The organism is Lonsdalea britannica, assembly GCF_002111595.1.
Taxonomy (GTDB): domain Bacteria; phylum Pseudomonadota; class Gammaproteobacteria; order Enterobacterales; family Enterobacteriaceae; genus Lonsdalea; species Lonsdalea britannica.
On sequence record NZ_LUTN01000023.1, the window covers coordinates 29,833 to 49,763 of the forward strand.

Consider the following 19,931-nt stretch of genomic DNA (forward strand, 5'->3'; position numbering starts at 1 on the left):
TATGTCACTCGCCAAGGCATCAGTCTGGACGGCAGCCTCGACGCTGATCAAAATCGGGGTGGGGCTGGTCGTCGTTAAGCTGCTGGCCGTCTCTTTCGGGCCTGGCGGCGTAGGACTGGCGGGGAATTACCGCCAGCTGATTACCGTGCTGGGCGTATTGGCGGGCGCGGGTATTTTTAACGGCGTCACCAAATACGTCGCGGAATACCAGCAGCGTCCGGCGGAGCTACGGTCTTTGTTAGGCACAGCGACCACGATGGTCACCGTGTTTTCGCTGGCGTTAGCGCTGGTGCTATGGCTGGCGGCACTGCCGATAGCCGAAGCGTTGTTCGGTGAGACGCGCTTCGCCTCCGTTATTCGCGCGTTGGCGCTGCTTCAGGTTGGGATTGCCTATGCCAACCTGTTTCTGGCGATCCTGAAAGGGTATCGCCATGCGCGGGGCAATGCGCTGGCAATTATCCTGGGAAGCATCGTGGGACTGGCGGCCTATCTGGCTTGTTTCTGGCTGGGCGGTTATGACGGTGCGCTCGTCGGCCTGGCATTGGTGCCTGCGTTGATCGCGGTTCCGGCAGCGTGGTGGCTCCAACGCGCGACACCACTGCGCTGGCCGATGCTGAAGCCGCTGTGGGAACGGATGCTGGCGGGGCGGCTGGCCAAGTTTACTCTGATGGCGCTGATGACGGCCGTCACGCTGCCGGTCGCTTATATCACCATGCGTAATTTGCTCGCGGCGCACTATGGCTGGGAGGCGGTCGGGATCTGGCAGGGCGTCACCACCATTTCCGACGCCTATCTGCAGTTCATCACGGCTGCGTTCAGCGTCTATCTATTGCCGACGCTATCACGGCTGACCGAACGCCGAGATCAGGCGCGGGAAATAGTGACGTCGCTGAAGTTTGTACTGCCCACGGTCGCGGCGGTGAGTTTTGTCGTCTGGCTGCTGCGCGATGTGGCGATCTGGCTGCTGTTCTCACATCAGTTTATTGCGATGCGCGATCTCTTCCCTTGGCAACTGACTGGGGATGTGATGAAAGTGGGCGCTTACGTTTTTGGCTATCTGGTCATCGCGAAAGCCTCTCTGCGCTTCTATTTGCTGACCGAAATCAGCCAGTTTCTCCTGCTGATGGGATTCTCGCATTGGCTGATCCCGTTGCATGGCGCACTGGCGCGGCACAGGCTTATATGGCAAGCTATCTGGTCTATTTCCTGCTGTGTTGCGGCATTTTCATTATTTACTGTAGGCGAGCATGACCCCCTTAATTCACGTGCTGGGTGCGGATATCCCTCATCATAATCAGACGGTACTGCGTTTTTTCAACGACGTACTGGCCCCGACGCTGCCCGCTGAGCAGGCGCGGCGCTTTATGGTGGTGGCCCCGGCGGAGGCCGCATGGCTGCAAAATTTTCCCGCGTTGACCGTTGATCGCTATTCCGATAAACGTGCGCTGGCGAAAGCGGTGGTCGCACAGGCTAAGGCGCACCGCGAGACCCGATTTTTCTTCCACGGCCAGTTCAACCCGTGGCTGTGGCTGGCGTTGCTGACCGGCGGCATCCGTCCCGCCCAAGCTTATTGGCACATCTGGGGCGCTGATCTTTATGAGACGGCAAGCGGTATGGCTGCGCGTCTGTTCTATCTGTTGCGCCGTCGTGCGCAGGGGCGTATCGGCCGGGTATTCGCGACGCGCGGCGATCTGAACTATTTTGGCCAGCGGCAGCCGCAGGTTCCCGCCGAACGGCTTTATTTTCCCACCCGCATGGATCCGACGCTGGTCGCGCCACACGACCTAAAAGGTCAGGCCGGGCCGATGACCATTTTGGTGGGGAATTCCGGCGATAAAACCAACCGTCATATCGAAGCGCTGCGGGCGATTCACGAGCGGTTCGGTGAACGCGCGCGGGTGATTGTGCCTATGGGCTATCCCGCCAATAACGATGACTACATTGCGCAGGTCCAGCAGGTCGGCGATGCGTTGTTTGGCGTGAAACGTTTTCAGCTGCTGCGTCAGCAGATGGCGTTTGACGACTATCTGGCGATGCTTCGCCGCTGCGATCTGGGCTATTTCATCTTCGACCGGCAGCAGGGTATTGGTACGCTGTGCCTGCTGATCCAGTTCGGCGTGCCGTTTGTGCTGAGCCGCCATAATCCGTTCTGGCAGGATTTGCAGGAACAACATCTTCCCGTGCTGTTTTACGGCGATGATCTGGATGAAGCGGGCGTGTTGGAAGCGCAGCAGTCGCTGGCGCAGGTCGACAAGCGGCAGATTGCGTTTTTCAATCCGAACTATATCGACGGTTGGCATCGGGCGCTGGCGCTCGCCGCGGGAGAGCCGGTATGACCGAATGGCAGGTCAGCGGACTGCTGGGCGTTTATCTCGTTTCCGTGCTGTTTATCCTGCTTCTGACCTGGCGGGAGTTTAAACGGGTGCGATTCAACTTTAACATATTGTTTTCGTTACTGTATCTGCTGACATTCTATCTCGGCTTCCCGTTTACCTGTCTGTTAGCGTTTCGTTTCAATGTGGCGGTGGTGCCAGCGCAATACCTCTTAATGGCTCTGCTGTCGGCGACGGTGTTCTACGCCATTTATTACGTGACGTATAAAACCCGGCTGCGCGCCTCGCCTACCGTCGCTTCTCCTCCGATGTTGAGCTTCTCTCGGGTGGAAACGCATCTGGTCTGGGGACTGCTGGCGCTGGTGGCGGTGGTGACCGTCGGCATCTTCTTTCTCCACAACGGTTTTTTGCTATTTAAGCTACGGGCCTACAACCAAATTTTTTCCAGCGATGTGTCCGGCGTCGCGCTGAAACGCTTTTTCTATTTCTTTATTCCCGCGATGCTGGTGATCTACTTCCTGCATCAGACGCCACGCGCCTGGCTGGGCTTTTTGCTGACGACGGTAGCTTCGGCATGCTGACCTACATGATTGTCGGCGGCACGCGCGCCAATGTCCTGATCGCCTTTTCGCTATTCCTGTTTATCGGCATTGTGCGCGGGTGGATCTCGCTGTCGATGCTGGTCGCGGCGGGATTGATGGGCATTGTCGGCATGTTCTGGCTGGCGCTGAAGCGCTATAGCCTAGACGTCAGCGGCGCCGAGGCCGTTTATACGTTTCTGTATCTGACGCGGGATACGTTCTCGCCGTGGGAAAATCTGGCCCGGCTGTGGCAGTTCTACGACGATATCCATTTCCAGGGATTGGCGCCCATTGTTCGCGATTTTTATGTCTTTATTCCCGGCTGGTTGTGGCCCGGACGGCCTTCGCTGATCCTCAACAGCGCCAACTATTTCACCTGGGAAGTGTTGAACAACCATAGCGGACTGGCGATGTCGCCTACGCTGATCGGCTCGCTGCTGGTCATGGGCGGGGCGGCGTTTATTCCGCTGGGCGCCGTGGCCGTCGGGCTGATTATCAAATGGTTTGATTGGCTTTATGAGCGCGGTCGCCAAAGTCCTAACCGCTATAATGCCGCGATTTTGCAGGCTTTCTGCTTTGGCGCGATATTCAACATCATCGTGCTGGTCAGGGAAGGGATGGATGCCTTTGTCTCTCGGGTGGTGTTTTTCTGTCTGGTCTTTGGCGCCTGCCTGCTGCTGGCCAAGCTATTATATTGGCTGTTGCTACAGGGCGGCGTTATCCGGCAGCGCTGGCGCAAGTTACCGCCGTCCGGGCTGGAGCAACGCCTTGCACCCGTGAGCCCGCGACGCGAATAATGAGGAAAACAATGGAACACAATGACGCGATCCCACAGTACCAGATTCGCGGGATCCCTCTGTACGGCTTTGAGAGCATGACGCAGTGTGTGGATTATCTGCTGGCTGGTGAACAGGTTAAAACCGGCACGTTGGTGGCGATTAACGCTGAAAAAGTCCTGGCGACGGAACGGGATTCTGTACTGAAGGCGCTGATTGACGCGGCGGAATACAAATACGCCGATGGCATCAGCATTGTTCACTCTATTCGGCGGAAATATGCCGATGCCCGCGTAGAACGTATCGCCGGGGCCGACCTCTGGGAAGCGCTGATGCAGCGGGCCGGAGAGCGGGGTACGCCGGTCTTCCTCATCGGCGGCAAGCCCGAGGTGCTGGCTCAGACGGAACGGGAGCTCCGTCATCGCTGGCAGGTGAATATTGTCGGATCGCAGGACGGCTATTTCAGCGTGGAGCAGCAGCCGGCGCTGTTTGACCGCGTGCGCGACAGCGGCGCTCAGCTGGTAACGGTGGCGATGGGTTCTCCCAAGCAGGAACGGATTATGCAGCAGTGCCGCCTGGTTTATCCTGACGCTTTATATATGGGCGTCGGCGGTACTTATGACGTATTTACGGGACACGTCAAACGCGCCCCCAAGCGCTGGCAAAACCTGGGGTTAGAGTGGCTGTATCGTCTGCTGTCTCAACCTAGTCGTATTACACGGCAGATAAAGCTATTGCGCTATCTGGCTTATCACATCAGCAGACGCCTGTAGTTCCGCTTCCTCCCTGCGTTTGCCTGAACTCTTCCGATTGAGTTATAAGCAAACGCATACCTTTCTTATTTAGTTATAACCCCTTCCCCGAAGATGTTAATCCCGTCAGCATTGCTGTATCTTTTCCGGCGCCCTGTTTTGGGCGGCGTTTTTTTGCGCGAGAGGTACCGTTGATCGTTGCCGGCGAAATAAAACAATTCATTAACTCGGCAGAAACAAACACAACATGGAATGATAGAGGATTTATGACAAAAAAAGTCAAAGAAGATCAGCTCCACCGGGGTCTGGAGGCAAGGCATATTGAACTGATCGCGCTTGGGGGCACCATCGGCGTCGGTTTGTTCATGGGAGCGGCGAGCGCGTTGAAGTGGGCCGGTCCTTCCGTCTTGCTGGCGTATATCGTGGCGGGCCTTTTTGTGTTCTTCATTATGCGTTCAATGGGCGAAATGCTGTTTCTTGAGCCGGTGGCCGGCTCGTTCGCCGTCTACGCCCACAACTATCTCAATCCCTTTTTCGGCTATCTCACCGCCTGGAGCTACTGGTTCATGTGGATGGCCGTGGGTATATCGGAAATCACGGCAATAGGCGTTTACGTCCAGTTCTGGTTCCCGGAACTTCCCCAGTGGATACCGGCGATTGCCGCCGTCGTGCTGGTGGCAGGCGCCAATCTGGCCGCGGTACGTTTGTACGGTGAAATCGAATTCTGGTTCGCGATGATCAAAATCACCACCATTATCGTGATGATTGTGGTTGGCGCAGGCGTGATTTTCTTCGGATTGGGCAACCACGGCGAAGCGACTGGTTTTGCCAACCTGACTGAGCATGGGGGCTTCCTGGCTGGCGGCTGGAAAGGGCTGCTGTTCGCGTTGTGTCTGGTGGTCGCCTCCTATCAGGGCGTTGAGCTGGTGGGGATTACGGCGGGTGAAGCTAAAAATCCGCAGGTGACGTTGAAGCGCGCTATCAACAATATCCTGTGGCGTATTCTGATCTTCTATGTGGGCGCGATTTTCGTCATCGTCACCATCTTCCCGTGGAATGAAATTGGCACCTCCGGCAGCCCGTTCGTGCTGACCTTCGCCAAAATCGGTATTACGGCGGCGGCGGGCATCATCAACTTCGTCGTGCTGACTGCGGCGTTGTCCGGCTGTAACAGCGGAATGTATAGCTGTGGGCGTATGCTCTTCTCGCTGTCTAAAAACCGTCAGTTGCCAGCGGCGTTAGGCAAAGTCACCGCCAGCGGCGTACCAGCGGCAGGCGTGATGGTTTCTATTCTGTGCCTGATCGCCGGGTCGGCTCTGAACTACATCATCCCTAATCCGGAAAAAGTCTTCGTCTATGTCTATAGCGCGAGCGTGCTGCCGGGTATGGTGCCGTGGTTTGTGGTGCTGGTCAGCCAGCTGCGTTTTCGTCGTAAGCATCAGGCGGCGATTGCCGGACACCCTTTCAAGTCAATCCTGTTCCCGTGGGTTAACTATCTGACGATGGCATTCCTGCTGTGCGTGCTGGTCGGGATGTACATTAATACGGATACCCGCCTGTCGCTGATCGTGGGGGTAATATTCCTGGCCTTCGTCAGCACGATTTATGCGGTTCTCGGTTTGGGTAAAAAGCAGGCTGAAGTGAAATAATTACCCGTAAACAGCGGGTGGGAAAGCGGTAGAGTCGATGATTTGAAGGGAAATGAGCAAAGCGTAAGCAAACGCGCTTTTTCTTCAAAAAAGCACTAGACAGGATTCTATTAAATCCGTAGTATCCCCACCCGCAACGGCGCTACGCGCCCGTAGCTCAGCTGGATAGAGCGCTGCCCTCCGGAGGCAGAGGTCTCAGGTTCGAATCCTGTCGGGCGCACCATTCGAAGCGTTTAATATGATTCGATGTAGTGCGGGAGCTGCGGAGGTACTTAATGACTCCGTGAGAAGTGAGTACCGGAAACGTAGTAAAGAAGTGGTAATATGGTGGCTATAGCTCAGTTGGTAGAGCCCTGGATTGTGATTCCAGTTGTCGTGGGTTCGAGTCCCATTAGCCACCCCAATTTTTAAAGTTTGTGACATGCGAAGGTGGCGGAATTGGTAGACGCGCTAGCTTCAGGTGTTAGTGTCTTAACGGACGTGAGGGTTCAAGTCCCTCTCTTCGCACCACACAAGCTCAGATGTCAGTGACATCATGTAGTAGGTAGTAAAGCATCACCCGTCGGCGAGTAGCGCAGCTTGGTAGCGCAACTGGTTTGGGACCAGTGGGTCGGAGGTTCGAATCCTCTCTCGCCGACCACTATTCTCAAGGTCTTGTTTGTAGTCTTCAAACGGGACCATAAAAAACCGCTGGTTAATTTAACCGGCGGTTTTTTTTCGTCTGTTGTTTTGCGTCGATCATGTCAGTGTTCTGTCGCTGCCTCCTTTCATTGTCTTTCCCTGTTTTCCGGCGTGTTGTCGCCTCGCCTGAACGGTCGTGAGCTCAGTGATCAAACCCGTGCGGGCGTAAACTCTCCTCAGGACATGACGACCTTCACTCCATCCTCTTCCTTTCATGTTGCTGAGATAATGATCTGTAAAATGATTATGGATATGTCATGACATGTGTACTGGGTCGATCTATTCCTCTTTTTCGTCGAAATAACGTCATTTCAGAAACATCTCCTTATTTTATGCCGCGATAGTTCCATGATAATAAATAGTTGTATGAGAGAGGTATTAATGCCGACCTCAGCTTAAACCAGCGACAGTCTTTCATCAGTGAGAGTTTATTCCTCCTTCCTATTCAGAACGGTAATCAATCAACGGAAGGAGTATTTCCTTTATTAAGGAGAATAAGAATGATTTCATGTTTTACGGAAGCGCGCTTTTGCTTCAGCTTTTTATATGAACGAATGCAGCATAGAAATATCGTGTGGGTGGTAAAGGATCAGCGTCAATTGAATAAAGCTATTCTTGATCGCGTCCATTCATTATTGTCACCAAAAGAATTTATTAACGATAGCGATATCGGCTTGCTTGAAAAGGCCTATGGAAAGTTAAGTCCTTCGGAGATTTATTTAGCCGAGCGTTATGGCGTGCCCGCACACCATATGCTCAGTGCGGAGAACCTCGTCCAGGCGCGCCATTTTGATGAGGGGTGTCTGCACAAGGTTCAGACACGTTACGTTCAAGAGGGTCGCAAAGGCGCGGTGGTGTTTCGGGATCTTGTATTGAACACGCGGTGGATGGATTTTTTCGACGGTAAGGTTGTCAACGCGCAGTCAGCCATGTTGGCCTACGCTGCGGGCCAGTACGCTATCGAGCAGGTTGCCGTGATGGGTGATTACCGGAGGCTCGAACAAGCGGCTGGCGCGACGGTGCACTATCTGGATGGGGTTCGCGATGCGTCATCGCTCATCGCCCAAGAGGCGTTGCTTAATCTATGGGATTTGCCGTCGATTTGGGCGGTCAAAGGCGAATCTGACTTGATAGCTACCGGCTTCTCGACAACTACCTCAATACCGGTGCGGCTTTTAGTCGGCGGGACGTGATTAAACAAAACCTTGCCACCGTCTATCGCCCATTCGCTCGCTCAGCGCTTTCGGGTGATGAAAAACACCTCGCTCAGCAAAACTTTCTCCGAATGAAAAAAGATTTCATCTACGAATAACGTCAATCAGTCTTTATGGATGTTCTTTTATTAAGACATAGTGCGCGATGAGTCCGTCATTATTCTTTCCGACGCGTGTGTTGTTTATGACGATATATTTATATGATGATAAAAATAGTCTTTATTTGTGATGATTAACACGGTGGTGTTCGTTTTATAATAAAAAAATCGCGCCATTTTATTTTCTGATGAAAAATCGTTTTTTGTATTCGATGGGCCTGATTTATTAAAAATGACCATCCCCTATGCTGTGTTGATCTAAAAAAGAAAACAGCATGGATGGCGTCAGCCTACGGTATCTATTTTTAATAAACTCGTGCCCGATGGTTGCATTGGAAGCCAGATCTTAATGGCCCCCCGTTGCGATAATGACTTCCACAGACAGTGAGTCGAGTGCGTTAACCCTTCACTATAAATAAGACATACCGCGGGTTGCTGAATGAGTGATGGGCGAACACGGGATGCCATACAGGCATCCCTGCTATCTCAAAACGGAGGCGTCGGCGGCATTAGCGTGGGGTCGATAAGAAAGTAGATTTTGCCATAGGCCGTCTCATCATCAATGACCTGCTGAATTTGGCGCGCGACATCTTCCCGATGGATTAACCCTAAAGCCTCTTCTTGCACCCGGATGGACCGGCCGGTCCCTGCGCCGGGCTTGAGACCACCCGGCCGGAGTATGCACCCGTTCAGTCTGCTGGTCTTCAGCCAGCTTTCCGCCAACGATTTTTCCCGCACGGCGTGGCCGAATACCTCTCGGGCTTTTGGCGACAGCAGATGCCAGCTGTCGCCGCAGCCAATCGATGTGACCAACACCATATGGCGGATACCGCAGCGCTCCGCGGTATCGATAATGAGCCGATTGCCAAGATAGTCGGCCTGCGCGCTGCCGAGTGTAGAAACGATCCGCGCTCGCGGGCCAGCGGTCTCGCAGGCGAGCTGGACGCTGTGCTCATCCAGCGCATCGCCTTCCACCACCGTGACGCCACACTCACGCAGCGTCCGTGCCTGCTCGGTATTGCGGACCAGCGCGGTGATGGCGCGCGACTCCTGCAACCCGAGGGTCACCAGCGCGCGGCCCACGCCGCTTGCGCCACCAAAAATCAACCACGGATGCTTTTCCATATGTCCCGTTCCTGTTCAGCCCTGAGTCTCGATGTCACATCAGCTTCTGTTCGGCATCAATGCTATGCCGCTACCTGAGATAACAGTAATGGTGGAATCAACGTTTGCAAAGCCTGTAACACATTGCTCGCCCAGAAACGCCCGTCAGCGGTGAGATGGAAGCGCGAGCCGTTTAACCGTAGCAAACCGCACTGTTGCCACTGTTGGAGCAACGGCAACAATGGGGCGGGATCGTCCAGCACGCGGCTCAGGTCGTAAAATCCGGCGTCGATGCCGCCCTGTAAATCCAGTCGCCAGCGGTACTGATCGCTAGGCGGCGTCATCATGGCGATAGGCTTGCGGTCCTCGTCGATCGCCTGATAATAGTCGCCCAGTTTACGCGCCATCATATATGACTGACCGGCCAGGCTGCCGCCTGCGCCGCTGCCTAACGCCAGATAGTCCGCCCCTTGTTTGATCAGCAGGTTATACAGGTTGCGTTCACGGGTATGGCGCGACCAGTGGCTGTTGCTGAGCTGACGCCAGTTTTCATCCGCCAAAAATTGCTCGCCCGTCAGATAAAGTTCGCGGTTGAAGCTGACGTCCGGCAAGGTCACGCGCTGGTTTTCAACGGCCTTCGCCAGCAGGGTATTGGGCAGGAGATTCAGCGCGTACAGATCAACGCCATCCAGCGGAAGATCGCGCACGATCGCCAGATCTTCCCGCCAGCTCTCGATTGTTTGATCGGGCAGCCCGAACATCAGATCGCAAATCACGGCTGCGCGATCGCGCTCCGCCAACCGACGGATGAAGGTCAGTGCCTCTTCACGGTTAGCCCGTCGCCCCAGCCGCTGGCGCACACGCGTATCGAACGTTTGTATGCCGATGGAAAAGCGGTTAGCTCCGGCTTCCAGGCAGGCATCGATGCGTTCATCGTCGAAGTTGAATATGCGGCCCTCAACGGTGATTTCACAGTCCGCCGCCAGCGGCAGCTTTTGGCGCAATGCGCTGATGATCTGGTGCAGCTGCCGAGCGGTCAGTGCCGAGGGCGTGCCGCCGCCCAGATAGATAGCGTGGATCGGCGAAGACTGATGTAGCTGACTGCCGGCTTCCAGATCGAGTTCTCGCAGCAGCATCTCGCAGTAATGCGCGATGGCCTGATCGTCCTGCTTGTTTTGATAAAAGCCGCAGAACTTACACTGCGTCGCGCAGAACGGAAAATGCAGGTACAACAATCGTTTGTTGCCGGTTAACGTGCTATTCAGTAACCCTTGCCAGGCCGCGTTAATGTCTTCGGAAGGGAGGGGCCTTTGCTGGCGCCACGGCATGGTGGCCCAACGGCCTTGAAAGGGAAGTCCCTGCTCGGCTGCAAAAAAAGGTGAAAGATCAAGAGACATAGATGGCGTGTTCCTCTGTAAATCTGCCGGTCACTCTTGAATGTAAATGAAAATAGAAATCATTTATCTCCGGAGATGGAGGAAGAGCATAATACAGCCGCCTGTGCAGTAAGTTGACGCATATCAGGAGAAAAGTCGCCAAACTGTCGGTAAATGGTCTTAAAAGGGTCAAAATGCATTAAATTTTGTTAATGTTCGCCGAGCTAAGATTTTAACGACTGTGGGTGACGACTTCAGGCTAAGCTGAGGCGCGTTGCTTTCAACGGACCTGCGGCACTACGAGAAAAACCTCTCTTTTTTGGCGCCAATCGCTGCTTTTTTCGAGGCAGATGAATCAATTGCGTGCTAAGTAAATTCCTTGCCTTTAGATGATAATGATTGCTATTATCCGCTGAGAGATGGGCGCATTTTTTTAACATAACGCGATATCTCCATGAAAATAATAAGGTATTTATTAAGCTTACTGAATCACTTCGTTAAGTGTTCAAAAAAGCGCTAACCCCATATGTACTCCTTTTCAGGGGATCCGCATGCGTATTCTGGTGGTTGACGACGACACAGCGCTCTGTCAGTGGTTGGATGCAAAATTACACGCCTGTGGCCACACATGCCGTGTGCTTCATGACGGCGGTCACGCGTTGACGGCGATACAGCAAGAGGTCTACGACGTCGTTCTGCTCGACAGAATGCTGCCGGTGATGGAGGGTTTCACCTTACTGCGCGAACTCCAGGATCGGCCACATCCCCCCATTATGCTGCTTTCCACCCTGGATCTTGATGTTGATCGCGTCATGGGGTTGGAGCTTGGCGCGGAAGACTATCTGGGAAAACCGTTCAATTTTGACGAGCTGCGCTTACGGCTGGAGATCATGGTCGGGCGGGGGCGTCGACGTACGGAGTCTGGTTCCGTACTGACGTTTTTCGATCTGAAGGTTGATTGTCTGCAGCGTACCGTATGGCGTGGTGAGAAACGTATCGAGCTGACCGACAAAGAAATTAAGCTGTTAATCGTTCTCATGGAAACACCTGGCAAGGTGTTCAGCCGTACGCAGCTGTTAGAGCGCGTGTGGGGTTACCGCTTCAATCCGCAGACCAATCTTATCGACGTGCATATGTCCAAGCTGCGGGCCAAAATCGACAAGGGTTTTACACGGCCGCTGATTAAAACTCAGCGCTCGGTCGGCTACTGCTTGAGTCTTGAGGAAAAAGCGTTACCTCTTTCCGATGACTCGGTGAATTCTCCCTATCATCACGTTTGAACAAGCGGCTGAGATCACCCAATGTCACGACGTGATCGTACGCGGCAGGCACATCGTGACTTCATACGGTTTATCCGCCCCTCTGAGCGTGACATTGCCATAAAACACCGATAATAGCTTCGCCTCACCGTTGCCAGTCATTCTATAGGCCAGTCGTTATCATCAGGTCACGGACTGATTTTTCAGTTACCGGACACCACCTGCCGTGAGATGTCCCCATGTCCCCATCAGGCTGGCCTGATGCTGTTTACTGACGGTCTGGCGATGAAAGGCGGTAGACCGACGAAGTGTCGGCCTGCGTGGCGATAAATCGCTGAAGCTCGTTGATTCGGTATCGCCAAGACAGGTTAAGAGAGCCCGGAGATTACGGGATGGAAAGCTAACCGCGTCAACGGGCATCGGTCGCCATCACCCGTGAGCGGTCCTCCCTTTCTTAGCTTGTTGCGTCACGCCTGTCGGGGAAAGGTCGCTATCTTTTTTTCCAGACTGTGCTGCTGCCGGCAGAGATCGACCGCCTTTAAATCTGCCAGGAACGACTGGCGCCAGTGGCTGATGTCGTTGCGGTGGATGACCGCCATCATATCGCTGTGACGGGCAATCCTCTCCGCCAGCGGCATGGTTAACGCTTGATCCAGCGCGCTGGCGACCTGATCGCGATCGTACGGATTGACGATCAAGGCGGCGGTCAATTCGTTAGCGGCACCCGCGAATTTAGAGAGGATTAATACGCCGGGATCGTTCGGATCCTGTGAGGCGACGTACTCTTTGGCGACCAGATTCATGCCGTCGCGCAGCGGCGTCACCAGCCCGACCTCGGTGTAGCGGAAAATCTTCATCAGCAGTCGGCGTTCAAAGTGCTGATTGAGGTAGTACAGCGGCGTCCAGTTCAGCGTGCCGTAACGGCTGTTGATACGCCCGGCCTCGGTTTCCAACTGATGGCGAATGTCCTGATAGGCCTGTACGTCGCCGCGCGAGGTCGGCGCGATCTGCGTATAACGGACGTGACCGCGATGCTGTGGGTGGTTTTCCAGCAATGATTCGAAGGCCAGAAAGCGCTCGGGCAGCCCCTTGGAGTAGTCCAGGCGTTCTACCGCGATGACGTTTTTCAAATTCACCAGTCCGCGACGGGCCTCTTCCAGCTTGGCGGGCAGCGGGCCTTCCGCCATTTTGCGGATGCTTTCCGGCTCGATGCCGATAGGATATACCTCGGTGCGGAACAGATTGCCGAACGCGCTGTAGGTGTGCTCGCCGACGGTTTTCACCGGCGTCAGCAGAGACAAACTCTCGAGAAACGCCTGCCGATCGTGTTCGGTTTGGAATCCCAGCAGATCGTATTCGCACAGTTTCTCCAGCAATGCCTCGCAGGGCGGCAGCGCGTTGAAGATGTCCGGCGCGGGGAAAGGGATGTGCAGGAAAAAACCCATTCGGTTATTCAGGCCCAATTGACGGCATGCGGCTCCGAACGGCAGCAGGTGGTAGTCGTGAACCCACAGAATATCGTCCTCTTTCACCAGCGGCTGCAGGCGTTCCGCCAGCAGCGTATTGACGCGGCAATAGCCTTCCCATGCGCTGCGGTCGTAAGACACCAAATCGAGACGGTAGTGGAAGGCGGGCCAGAGAACGGTGTTGGAGAACTGACAATAATACTCTTCGTAGTCCGTGTGGCTCAGGTTGAACGAGGCGTAGGTGATGCCGTCGTTTTTCTGTATTTGTAGCGGCAACGGTTCGTCGCTGATGTCACCGTTCCAGCCATACCAAAGCCCGCCGCTGCTTTTGAGCGCATCCAATATGCCGACAGCAAGACCGCCGGCGCTCTGTCTCTTGCTATCGGGGGCGGCAATTCTATTCGAGATGACGACTAATCGACTCATAGCTTTAGCTCCTTACCAATGAAATTTTGTTTTCATACATGGCCTGCTGCTGTGTGAGCCAAAGATGTACCGCTGCGACGTCGGCGAGTCGGTAGCGCGCTTCGCTGGGCCCTGGGCCGACTTTGACGGAAATGCCGCCCAGTGCGTTCACCTGTCGGAATCCGGCTTCGTCGGTGGTATCGTCGCCGATGAAAAGCGGCGTGCGTCCGGCGAAAGGCGGCGATTGCATAAAGGTATTGATGGCCGCGCCTTTGTTCGCCCCGCGGGGCTTTAGCTCGACCACGCATTTGCCGGTTTGTACGGTCAGCTGCGGATAGCGCAGACAGAGCGACTCCGCCAGCGCCGTGACCTCCGGCTTATAATTGGGAGCTTGACGGTAGTGCAATGCGAATGAGGCACCCTTATTTTCCAGGCGACAGCGGGAAGCGAGGTCAGTCCGTGAGTTAACGCGTCCTGCAAAGCGCCGACGATATCGTTCGGGAGGGGCGTTTCATGGCGTTGCCCATCAATTTCGCGCCGTTCTGCGCCGTGGATACCCGCTGCGGGCAACACGAGCGGGGCGATCAGCGCGTCCAGTTCTGCAATCGGGCGTCCAGAGATCAACGCCAGCGCGCCATCGTTACCGGTAAACAGGGTATGCAGCGTGTGACAAACCTCAGGGGGGACGACCACCTGTTCGGGGGTGGGCTGGATCTCGGCCAGCGTGCCGTCGAGATCGAAGAAGAAAGCATAATCATCTAAGCGTAAAGGGGGGTCTGGTGCCTGGTCTGTCATCGTACCGCTCCTCCTTTTGGGAAGTTATTTGGAATCTTTTTGGCGTTGCGTCAATACTGCGCCTGATCGCTCCTTTTGCTGATACATGAAAATAAGGCAGTGCCGGTAATTATAGGCATCGATGAATAATTCGCCAGCTAAACAATGGTTTTTTATCCATGATAGGTGGCGATTTTTCAACCATGAATTTTACATGGGTTTAGGGTTTTTCATTGATTATTAATCCTTTTTGCGCTTTTTTCTCGTCGTTCTATCTTAGTCTCATACGATATATAGCCAGCGAATTCAGCGTGCTATATTTTTAAGCCAATACTCTGTTTTCAGCGGTCTTCCCTCCTTTTTCTGGCCTGACCAAATCCTCATTGAACCGTATGCAAAGAGTAATCTATGGCTTCTCACCCGATTGATTTTCTTCTGATTGGAAACAATTATGGCACCGCCGACGCGCTGGATAGGTGGCCGGACCCGGCGAACGACGTCGGTCACGCCGTGCTGAAAGTCGACGGTGTGATTCGCCATGCGGAGCGCGTCGGCCTCCTCACCAGAGTGAACACGCCATGAGTCTACGATTTCGCCTGGCCACGTTAGCCGATGACGACGCGTTCTTGGCGCTGATGGCCGCTGCCTATGCGCCGATACGGGCGTTGGCCATCCACTTCGACGCCGCGCATGCGGATCTCGACAGCGTGCGTCGGCATATTCAAAACCACGGCGTTTACGTGATGGAGAAAGAGGGGCGTCTGGCTTCCTCCTTTACCGTGCGCTATCCGTGGGGGCTGAACCCCGGTCCATATGGCTACCGCATTTGGGCTGGTTCGCCACCCATCCGGACTTCAAACAACAGGGGCTGGGCCGTCAGATGCTGACGTGGCTGGAGCAGGAAATTCTGGTCGGCCAGCTCAAAACGCCGGCGGTCACGCTTGGCACGGCCCAGCAACACCCCTGGCTGCTGGCGATGTACCAAAACTATGGTTTTGAAATCATTGGACAGGCCGATTTAGGCAAAGGCCATCTGACTATCTACATGAAAAAAGTCTTTAACCCGCAGCACGATCCGCAGTGGACGCAGCACCCTTCGACAAGAGAGGCGTAATGATGAAATTGAAAGCACTGACCCTGTCCGCCGCACTGGCTGCCGCGTTAATCACGGCCGGGTGTGATGCTCAGAATAGCGGCGACGATGCCAAGGTGATACGTATCGGCGCAACGGGTCAGAGTTACCCCAACGCATTTAAACAGGACAACAAACTGGTCGGGTTCGATGTCGAGGTGGCGGAGGACATCGCTAAAGCGCTGAACTACCGGATTGAGTGGGTAACGGCCGACTTCAGCGGCATTATGGGGCAGCTGGAAGCGAAAAAGCTGGATACGGTGGCGAACGTGGTGGCGATCACGCCGGTTCGCCAGCAAAAATATGACTTTTCCCAGACGTATGGCTATTACGGCAGCCAGATCGTCACCCATAAGGACAATGCCGACATCAATACGCTGGACGATCTGAAAGGGAAAACGGTGGCGGGCGTGCTGGGGTCTAACCATGTTAATAATCTGAAGAAAGCCTTCCCCGACGGCAGCATCACCATCCGTACCTATGAAAACCGCGACGGCGCGATGAGCGACGCGTTGGCCAAGCGTGTGCAAGGGTATGTCCAATCGGGACCAATCCTGCTGGCGGAAATCAACAAGCGCAATCTGCCTTTCAAGTTGGTGGGCGGTCCGCTGGTGGTTGAGTCGGTCGGGTTCCCGTTCCATAAGGACGAGAAGGGCGAAGCGCTGCGCAAACAGTTTGACGAGGCGTTGAAGCGGTTACGTGATGATGGTCGCTTGAAGGCGTTGTCCATCAAGTATTTCGGCGACGACATCACGACGCCGCCCGCTTCCTGAGTCGACAGGAAACACACTAGCAAGCCCGCAGGTATGACGTATGAATATTGATTTCGGCTATTTGTTAAACGTGTTTCCCCAGGTGCTGATGTATGTGCCGACCACGCTGCTGCTGGCGGTGGTGTCGATGCTGTTCGCCATTATCCTGGGACTCGCGCTGGCGCTGCTGCGCGAAAGCCGGTTCCTGGTGGTGGTGAAGCTTGTTGAGCTGTATATCTCGCTGTTTCGCGGTATTCCGTCGTTGGTGCAGCTGTTCATTATCTACTTCGGCCTGCCGCAGCTGTTTCCTGAGCTGAATGGCATGTCGGCGATGTCTGCGGCCATTATCGGCTTCAGCCTGAAAAACTCCGCGTATATGGCGGAGATTTTCCGCGCGGCGCTGGCCTCGGTCGATCCGGGACAGACGGAGGCCGGATTGTCGGTTGGGATGAACCGGGCGCAGATTTACGGCCGTATCGTGCTGCCGCAAGCGTTGTTAAACGCGCTGCCCGCCACTGGTAATACCTTTATTTCGTTGATTAAAGACACCTCAGTGGCTTTCGCGCTGGGCGTCTCCGAACTGTTTGCCGAGGGCAAGATGATTGCCGCCGAATCGCTGCGTTTCTTCGAAACGTTTTTGGTGGTCGGGCTGGTGTACTGGCTGCTGATCCTCATTTACGCGCGGTTGCAGGCCCTACTGGAAAAGAAACTCAGCCATTCGCGTCAGCGATAAGGAGCGGACGTGATTAGCATCCAACATCTGACCAAGCGTTTTGGCGAGCGCGCGGTGCTGAACGACATCAGTCTCGAGGTCGCGAAGGGGGAAGTGGTGGCGATCATCGGGCCGTCCGGCTCCGGGAAGTCGACGCTGCTGCGCTGCATGAACTTGCTGGAGTCGCCGGAAGCAGGCACGATTGTCATCGGCGAACGAACGCTGGACTGCCAGCGATATACGCGCAAGGAGGCTCACGCGCTGCGCCAGCAGACGGCGATGGTCTTCCAGAACTACAACCTGTTCAAGAATAAAACCGCGCTGGAGAATGTGACCGAAGCGCTCATCGTCGTGAAGAAAATGCCGAAAGCGCAGGCCCGGGAGAAGGGCATGGCGCTGCTGGCGCGGGTCGGTCTGGAACCGCAGGCCGGGCAGTATCCGGTGACGCTATCCGGCGGTCAGCAGCAGCGGGTCAGCATCGCCCGAGCGCTGGCGGTCGAGCCGCAGGCGATTTTGTTTGATGAGCCGACCTCGGCGCTGGACCCAGAGCGGGTGCATGAAGTGCTGCAAGTGATTAAACAGCTGGCGAAAAACGATACCACGATGGTGATCGTCACTCACGAGATGCAGTTCGCCAAAGAGGTGGCTGACCGGGTGATCTTCATGGCTGACGGCTGCATCGTGGAGCAGGGACCGGCGGAACAGGTCATCAGCTTTTCCGACAACCCGCAGACGCAGCGTTTCCTGCGGCAGTTAACGACGATCCATGAACCGACGGAATATGTTATCTGATCTATTCACACCTTTTGTCACGCCCGGCCTTGTCCGATGGCGTCACCGTTAGGAGTTTCCGACTATGAGAGTGAACCCTCAGCATGAACCTCTGGCGCAATTCGTTCAGGCGTTTCGCCACGATATGCACCAGCATCCCGAACTGTCTAATCAGGAGTTCGAAACCACCCGTAAAATCCGCGCGGAGCTGGAAAAAGAAGGCATTCGCATTCTCGACCTGCCGCTGAAAACCGGACTGGTGGCGGAGATCGGTAGCCTGAAGCGGAGCCGCTGGTGGTGGTGCGCGCGGATATCGATGCTTTGCCGATTGAGGAAGAGTCCGGCGTCGCGTTTAGCTCCCATCATCAGGGCGTGATGCACGCCTGCGGACACGACTTTCATACGTCGGCGGCGCTAGGCGCGGCGATATTGCTGAAACGGGCGGAGTCCGAGCTACAAGGTCGGGTCCGCATTCTGTTTCAGGCGGCGGAAGAGACTGGATTGGGCGCGCCTGACGTTATTGCCACCGGCGCGCTGGACGGAGCGACGGCGATTTTCGGGATCCACAACGATCCGACGCTGCCGGTAGGGGTGATCGGGGGTAAAGATGGCGCGCTCACTGCGGGCGTCGATCGTTTTGAAATCAAGATCGCCGCCAAAGGGTGTCATGCGGCGAAACCGCATGAAGGCAACGATCCGATCATCATTGTGGGACAGCTGATCGGCGCGGTGCAGACGATCGTCAGCCGTAACGTCCCGTCGGACAATAACGCGGTGGTGTCGATTACGCAGGTACACAGCGGCAGTACCTGGAACGTCATTCCCGACACGGCCTATCTGGAGGGCACGGTGCGGACCTTCAGCGCGGAAGCGCGCGATCTGATTGAACAGCGATTTCGGCAAATTGTGGCGGGGATCGCCAGTACCTACGGCGCGGAGATTGAATTGCTGTGGCACGCCGGGCCGCCGTCGGTCGTCAATACGCCTCGCTGGGTGGCGTTCTCTCTGCAGGTCGCCAGCGAGGAAGGATTCGAGGCTCGTCGCGTGGAAGCCAGTCCTATTGGCGAAGATTTCTCGTTTTATCAGCAGAAACTGCCGGGTACGTTCATGATGGTTGGCTCCGGCGGACCGTACGCGCTACATCATCCTAAATTCCGGGTGGACGACCGGGCGCTGTTTCCGACGGCGCATTATCTCTACAGCGTCGCGCGCAAAAGCCTGGAGCACCTGTCGCAAGAGGCGTGATCACAACAATCGCGAGGCTGATAACGGAGAGACTTTCTGGCGTTCCCACTGACCGTCGCAGAGAGTGGCCACGCCGTATCGCCAAGCCCCGTTTCCGCCGTGAGTGGCGGTTTCGGTGCTGTCTTCGTTTAGCGACAGGGATGGTTTCAGACTGTCGTCAAAAGAAGACGCGCAACATATTGATAAATATTAATTATTTTTAACTAGTACCAGACTGTCTCTCATCGGTGACAAACGGGCGTTTTTGCATTCTCGCCCTGCGCTATATTTCGCGGCGACGGCCGTGAAAAAATTCTATTAAATCTTATTGTTTTTCAGTTAATTAATAGGAATTTGGTCTTTCAGATTAATCACTATGGCGAGAGTGGCACGGTTGATGCAAAATCCCCACCGTAGATGCTCATTCCATTTTCTATGTTTGCTTCGGCTTCATAACCCTGGGAATGACGCAGAGCCCTTATCGGTGCCTATCGTCCACCATGACATGAAAACCATTTCATGAAACGTTTCGGACATTACGTTGAGTGAGGCACCACCCCTAGTCTTTATGACCTGATGTTTATTGACGCTTGTCGAAATTCGACAAGCGTTTTTTTTGTGGGTAATTCGGGACGTTTGGCGTTTAGGAGTGGGGCGAGGCAAACATCGGCAAGTTTGTTGTGATTGATGACATCGTGCCCGACAGGCACAAAATTTGATGTGCGTATAATTGCATTGGCAACAATTTAAATTTCTCGTCGCTCAATTAAATGATTAATCGGCCTTACCTTTCCAAATGACCGATGTCGGCGATCGCTAAGTCAAAATTTCAGAATAATTGCCAAATCTGCGCAATTTATTGCGCAGTTTCC

At 54.8% G+C, this 19,931-nt stretch carries 13 protein-coding genes, 4 tRNA genes and 4 pseudogenes; 17 read left to right on the forward strand and 4 right to left on the reverse strand.

The window, feature by feature from the left end:
* Position 1: 1 nt before the first annotated feature.
* The 10 genes and pseudogenes from wzxE (at position 2) to AU509_RS16090 (ending at position 7,965) form a co-directional block, all read left to right on the forward strand.
* Positions 2-1,294: a lipid III flippase WzxE gene (wzxE, locus tag AU509_RS16045; RefSeq protein ID WP_254901614.1), complete on the forward strand. Its 1,293-nt coding sequence runs from the start codon at positions 2-4 to the stop codon at positions 1,292-1,294.
* Positions 1,248-2,336 carry a TDP-N-acetylfucosamine:lipid II N-acetylfucosaminyltransferase gene (locus AU509_RS16050; RefSeq protein ID WP_085652167.1) on the forward strand — a complete coding sequence of 363 codons (1,089 nt, stop codon included), beginning with the start codon at positions 1,248-1,250 and terminating at the stop codon, positions 2,334-2,336. Before wzxE ends, AU509_RS16050 begins: the two co-directional genes overlap by 47 nt.
* Positions 2,333-3,711 (forward strand): annotated as a pseudogene (gene wzyE / locus AU509_RS16055) (ECA oligosaccharide polymerase). The gene AU509_RS16050 and the pseudogene wzyE overlap by 4 nt, the downstream one beginning before the upstream one ends.
* Before the next feature lie 11 nt (positions 3,712-3,722).
* Positions 3,723-4,463: a lipopolysaccharide N-acetylmannosaminouronosyltransferase gene (wecG, locus tag AU509_RS16060; protein WP_085652169.1), complete on the forward strand. Its 741-nt coding sequence runs from the start codon at positions 3,723-3,725 to the stop codon at positions 4,461-4,463.
* 245 nt (positions 4,464-4,708) lie between these two features.
* On the forward strand, positions 4,709-6,091 hold the full coding sequence (gene thrP, locus AU509_RS16065) for a bifunctional threonine/serine APC transporter ThrP (protein ID WP_094118815.1): 1,383 nt from the start codon (positions 4,709-4,711) through the stop codon (positions 6,089-6,091).
* A 146-nt stretch (positions 6,092-6,237) separates the two neighbouring features.
* Positions 6,238-6,314: transfer RNA gene (locus AU509_RS16070), tRNA-Arg, on the forward strand.
* Positions 6,315-6,418: 104 nt separating this feature from the next.
* Positions 6,419-6,494 (forward strand) — tRNA-His (locus AU509_RS16075).
* A gap of 20 nt (positions 6,495-6,514) precedes the next feature.
* Positions 6,515-6,601 (forward strand) — tRNA-Leu (locus tag AU509_RS16080).
* 53 nt (positions 6,602-6,654) lie between these two features.
* A tRNA-Pro gene (locus AU509_RS16085) sits at positions 6,655-6,731 on the forward strand.
* Between the two features lie 541 nt (positions 6,732-7,272).
* A complete protein-coding gene (locus AU509_RS16090) occupies positions 7,273-7,965 on the forward strand; it encodes a hypothetical protein (RefSeq protein ID WP_094118816.1) in 693 nt (230 codons plus the stop codon).
* A 605-nt stretch (positions 7,966-8,570) separates the two neighbouring features.
* Here AU509_RS16090 and AU509_RS16095 read toward each other — a convergent pair.
* Positions 8,571-9,209 carry an SDR family oxidoreductase gene (locus AU509_RS16095; protein ID WP_094118817.1) on the reverse strand — a complete coding sequence of 213 codons (639 nt, stop codon included), beginning with the start codon at positions 9,207-9,209 and terminating at the stop codon, positions 8,571-8,573.
* Positions 9,210-9,271: 62 nt separating this feature from the next.
* Positions 9,272-10,585, reverse strand: a complete 1,314-nt coding sequence (hutW, locus tag AU509_RS16100; protein WP_094118818.1) for a heme anaerobic degradation radical SAM methyltransferase ChuW/HutW — start codon at positions 10,583-10,585, stop codon at positions 9,272-9,274.
* Between the two features lie 530 nt (positions 10,586-11,115).
* Here hutW and AU509_RS16105 point away from each other — a divergent pair.
* Complete coding sequence (locus AU509_RS16105; RefSeq protein ID WP_085652173.1) at positions 11,116-11,844, forward strand: response regulator transcription factor; 729 nt, start codon at positions 11,116-11,118, stop codon at positions 11,842-11,844.
* Between the two features lie 446 nt (positions 11,845-12,290).
* Here the strand turns inward: AU509_RS16105 and otsA are convergent, their stop codons facing one another.
* Together otsA and otsB are read right to left on the reverse strand one after the other, a co-directional pair.
* Positions 12,291-13,715 (reverse strand): alpha,alpha-trehalose-phosphate synthase, encoded by a 1,425-nt coding sequence (gene otsA, locus AU509_RS16110; RefSeq protein WP_094118819.1) that lies wholly within the window; start codon positions 13,713-13,715, stop codon positions 12,291-12,293.
* Positions 13,716-13,719: 4 nt separating this feature from the next.
* Positions 13,720-14,489, reverse strand: a pseudogene (gene otsB, locus AU509_RS16115) (trehalose-phosphatase).
* A gap of 387 nt (positions 14,490-14,876) precedes the next feature.
* On the opposite strand from otsB, the gene AU509_RS18205 reads away from it, so the two are divergent.
* The 6 genes and pseudogenes from AU509_RS18205 to AU509_RS16140 all read left to right on the forward strand — a co-directional run bounded on the left by AU509_RS18205 (position 14,877) and on the right by AU509_RS16140 (position 19,080).
* A complete protein-coding gene (locus tag AU509_RS18205) occupies positions 14,877-15,050 on the forward strand; it encodes a hypothetical protein (protein ID WP_162896325.1) in 174 nt (57 codons plus the stop codon).
* Positions 15,047-15,582, forward strand: a pseudogene (locus AU509_RS16120) (GNAT family N-acetyltransferase). The gene AU509_RS18205 and the pseudogene AU509_RS16120 overlap by 4 nt, the downstream one beginning before the upstream one ends.
* A 2-nt stretch (positions 15,583-15,584) precedes the next feature.
* Positions 15,585-16,373, forward strand: coding sequence for an amino acid ABC transporter substrate-binding protein (locus AU509_RS16125; RefSeq protein ID WP_085652182.1), 789 nt, complete (start codon positions 15,585-15,587; stop codon positions 16,371-16,373).
* A gap of 40 nt (positions 16,374-16,413) precedes the next feature.
* A complete protein-coding gene (locus AU509_RS16130; protein ID WP_085652177.1) occupies positions 16,414-17,085 on the forward strand; it encodes an amino acid ABC transporter permease in 672 nt (223 codons plus the stop codon).
* A gap of 9 nt (positions 17,086-17,094) precedes the next feature.
* The gene (locus tag AU509_RS16135; protein WP_085652178.1) at positions 17,095-17,856 is read left to right on the forward strand and encodes an amino acid ABC transporter ATP-binding protein; all 762 of its coding nucleotides are present in this window, start codon (positions 17,095-17,097) and stop codon (positions 17,854-17,856) included.
* Positions 17,857-17,920: 64 nt separating this feature from the next.
* A pseudogene (locus AU509_RS16140) lies at positions 17,921-19,080 on the forward strand (M20 peptidase aminoacylase family protein).
* Positions 19,081-19,931: the final 851 nt, after the last annotated feature.

Bases quoted from the DNA above. Each gene is read 5' to 3' on its own strand.
- wzxE (WP_254901614.1), top strand. From the start codon at position 2: ATGTCACTCGCCAAGGCATCAGTCTGGACGGCAGCCTCGACGCTGATC.
- AU509_RS16050 (WP_085652167.1), top strand. From the start codon at position 1,248: ATGACCCCCTTAATTCACGTGCTGGGTGCGGATATCCCTCATCATAAT.
- wecG (WP_085652169.1), top strand. From the start codon at position 3,723: ATGGAACACAATGACGCGATCCCACAGTACCAGATTCGCGGGATCCCT.
- thrP (WP_094118815.1), top strand. From the start codon at position 4,709: ATGACAAAAAAAGTCAAAGAAGATCAGCTCCACCGGGGTCTGGAGGCA.
- AU509_RS16090 (WP_094118816.1), top strand. From the start codon at position 7,273: ATGATTTCATGTTTTACGGAAGCGCGCTTTTGCTTCAGCTTTTTATAT.
- AU509_RS16095 (WP_094118817.1), bottom strand. From the start codon at position 9,209: ATGGAAAAGCATCCGTGGTTGATTTTTGGTGGCGCAAGCGGCGTGGGC.
- hutW (WP_094118818.1), bottom strand. From the start codon at position 10,585: ATGTCTCTTGATCTTTCACCTTTTTTTGCAGCCGAGCAGGGACTTCCC.
- AU509_RS16105 (WP_085652173.1), top strand. From the start codon at position 11,116: ATGCGTATTCTGGTGGTTGACGACGACACAGCGCTCTGTCAGTGGTTG.
- otsA (WP_094118819.1), bottom strand. From the start codon at position 13,715: ATGAGTCGATTAGTCGTCATCTCGAATAGAATTGCCGCCCCCGATAGC.
- AU509_RS18205 (WP_162896325.1), top strand. From the start codon at position 14,877: ATGGCTTCTCACCCGATTGATTTTCTTCTGATTGGAAACAATTATGGC.
- AU509_RS16125 (WP_085652182.1), top strand. From the start codon at position 15,585: ATGAAATTGAAAGCACTGACCCTGTCCGCCGCACTGGCTGCCGCGTTA.
- AU509_RS16130 (WP_085652177.1), top strand. From the start codon at position 16,414: ATGAATATTGATTTCGGCTATTTGTTAAACGTGTTTCCCCAGGTGCTG.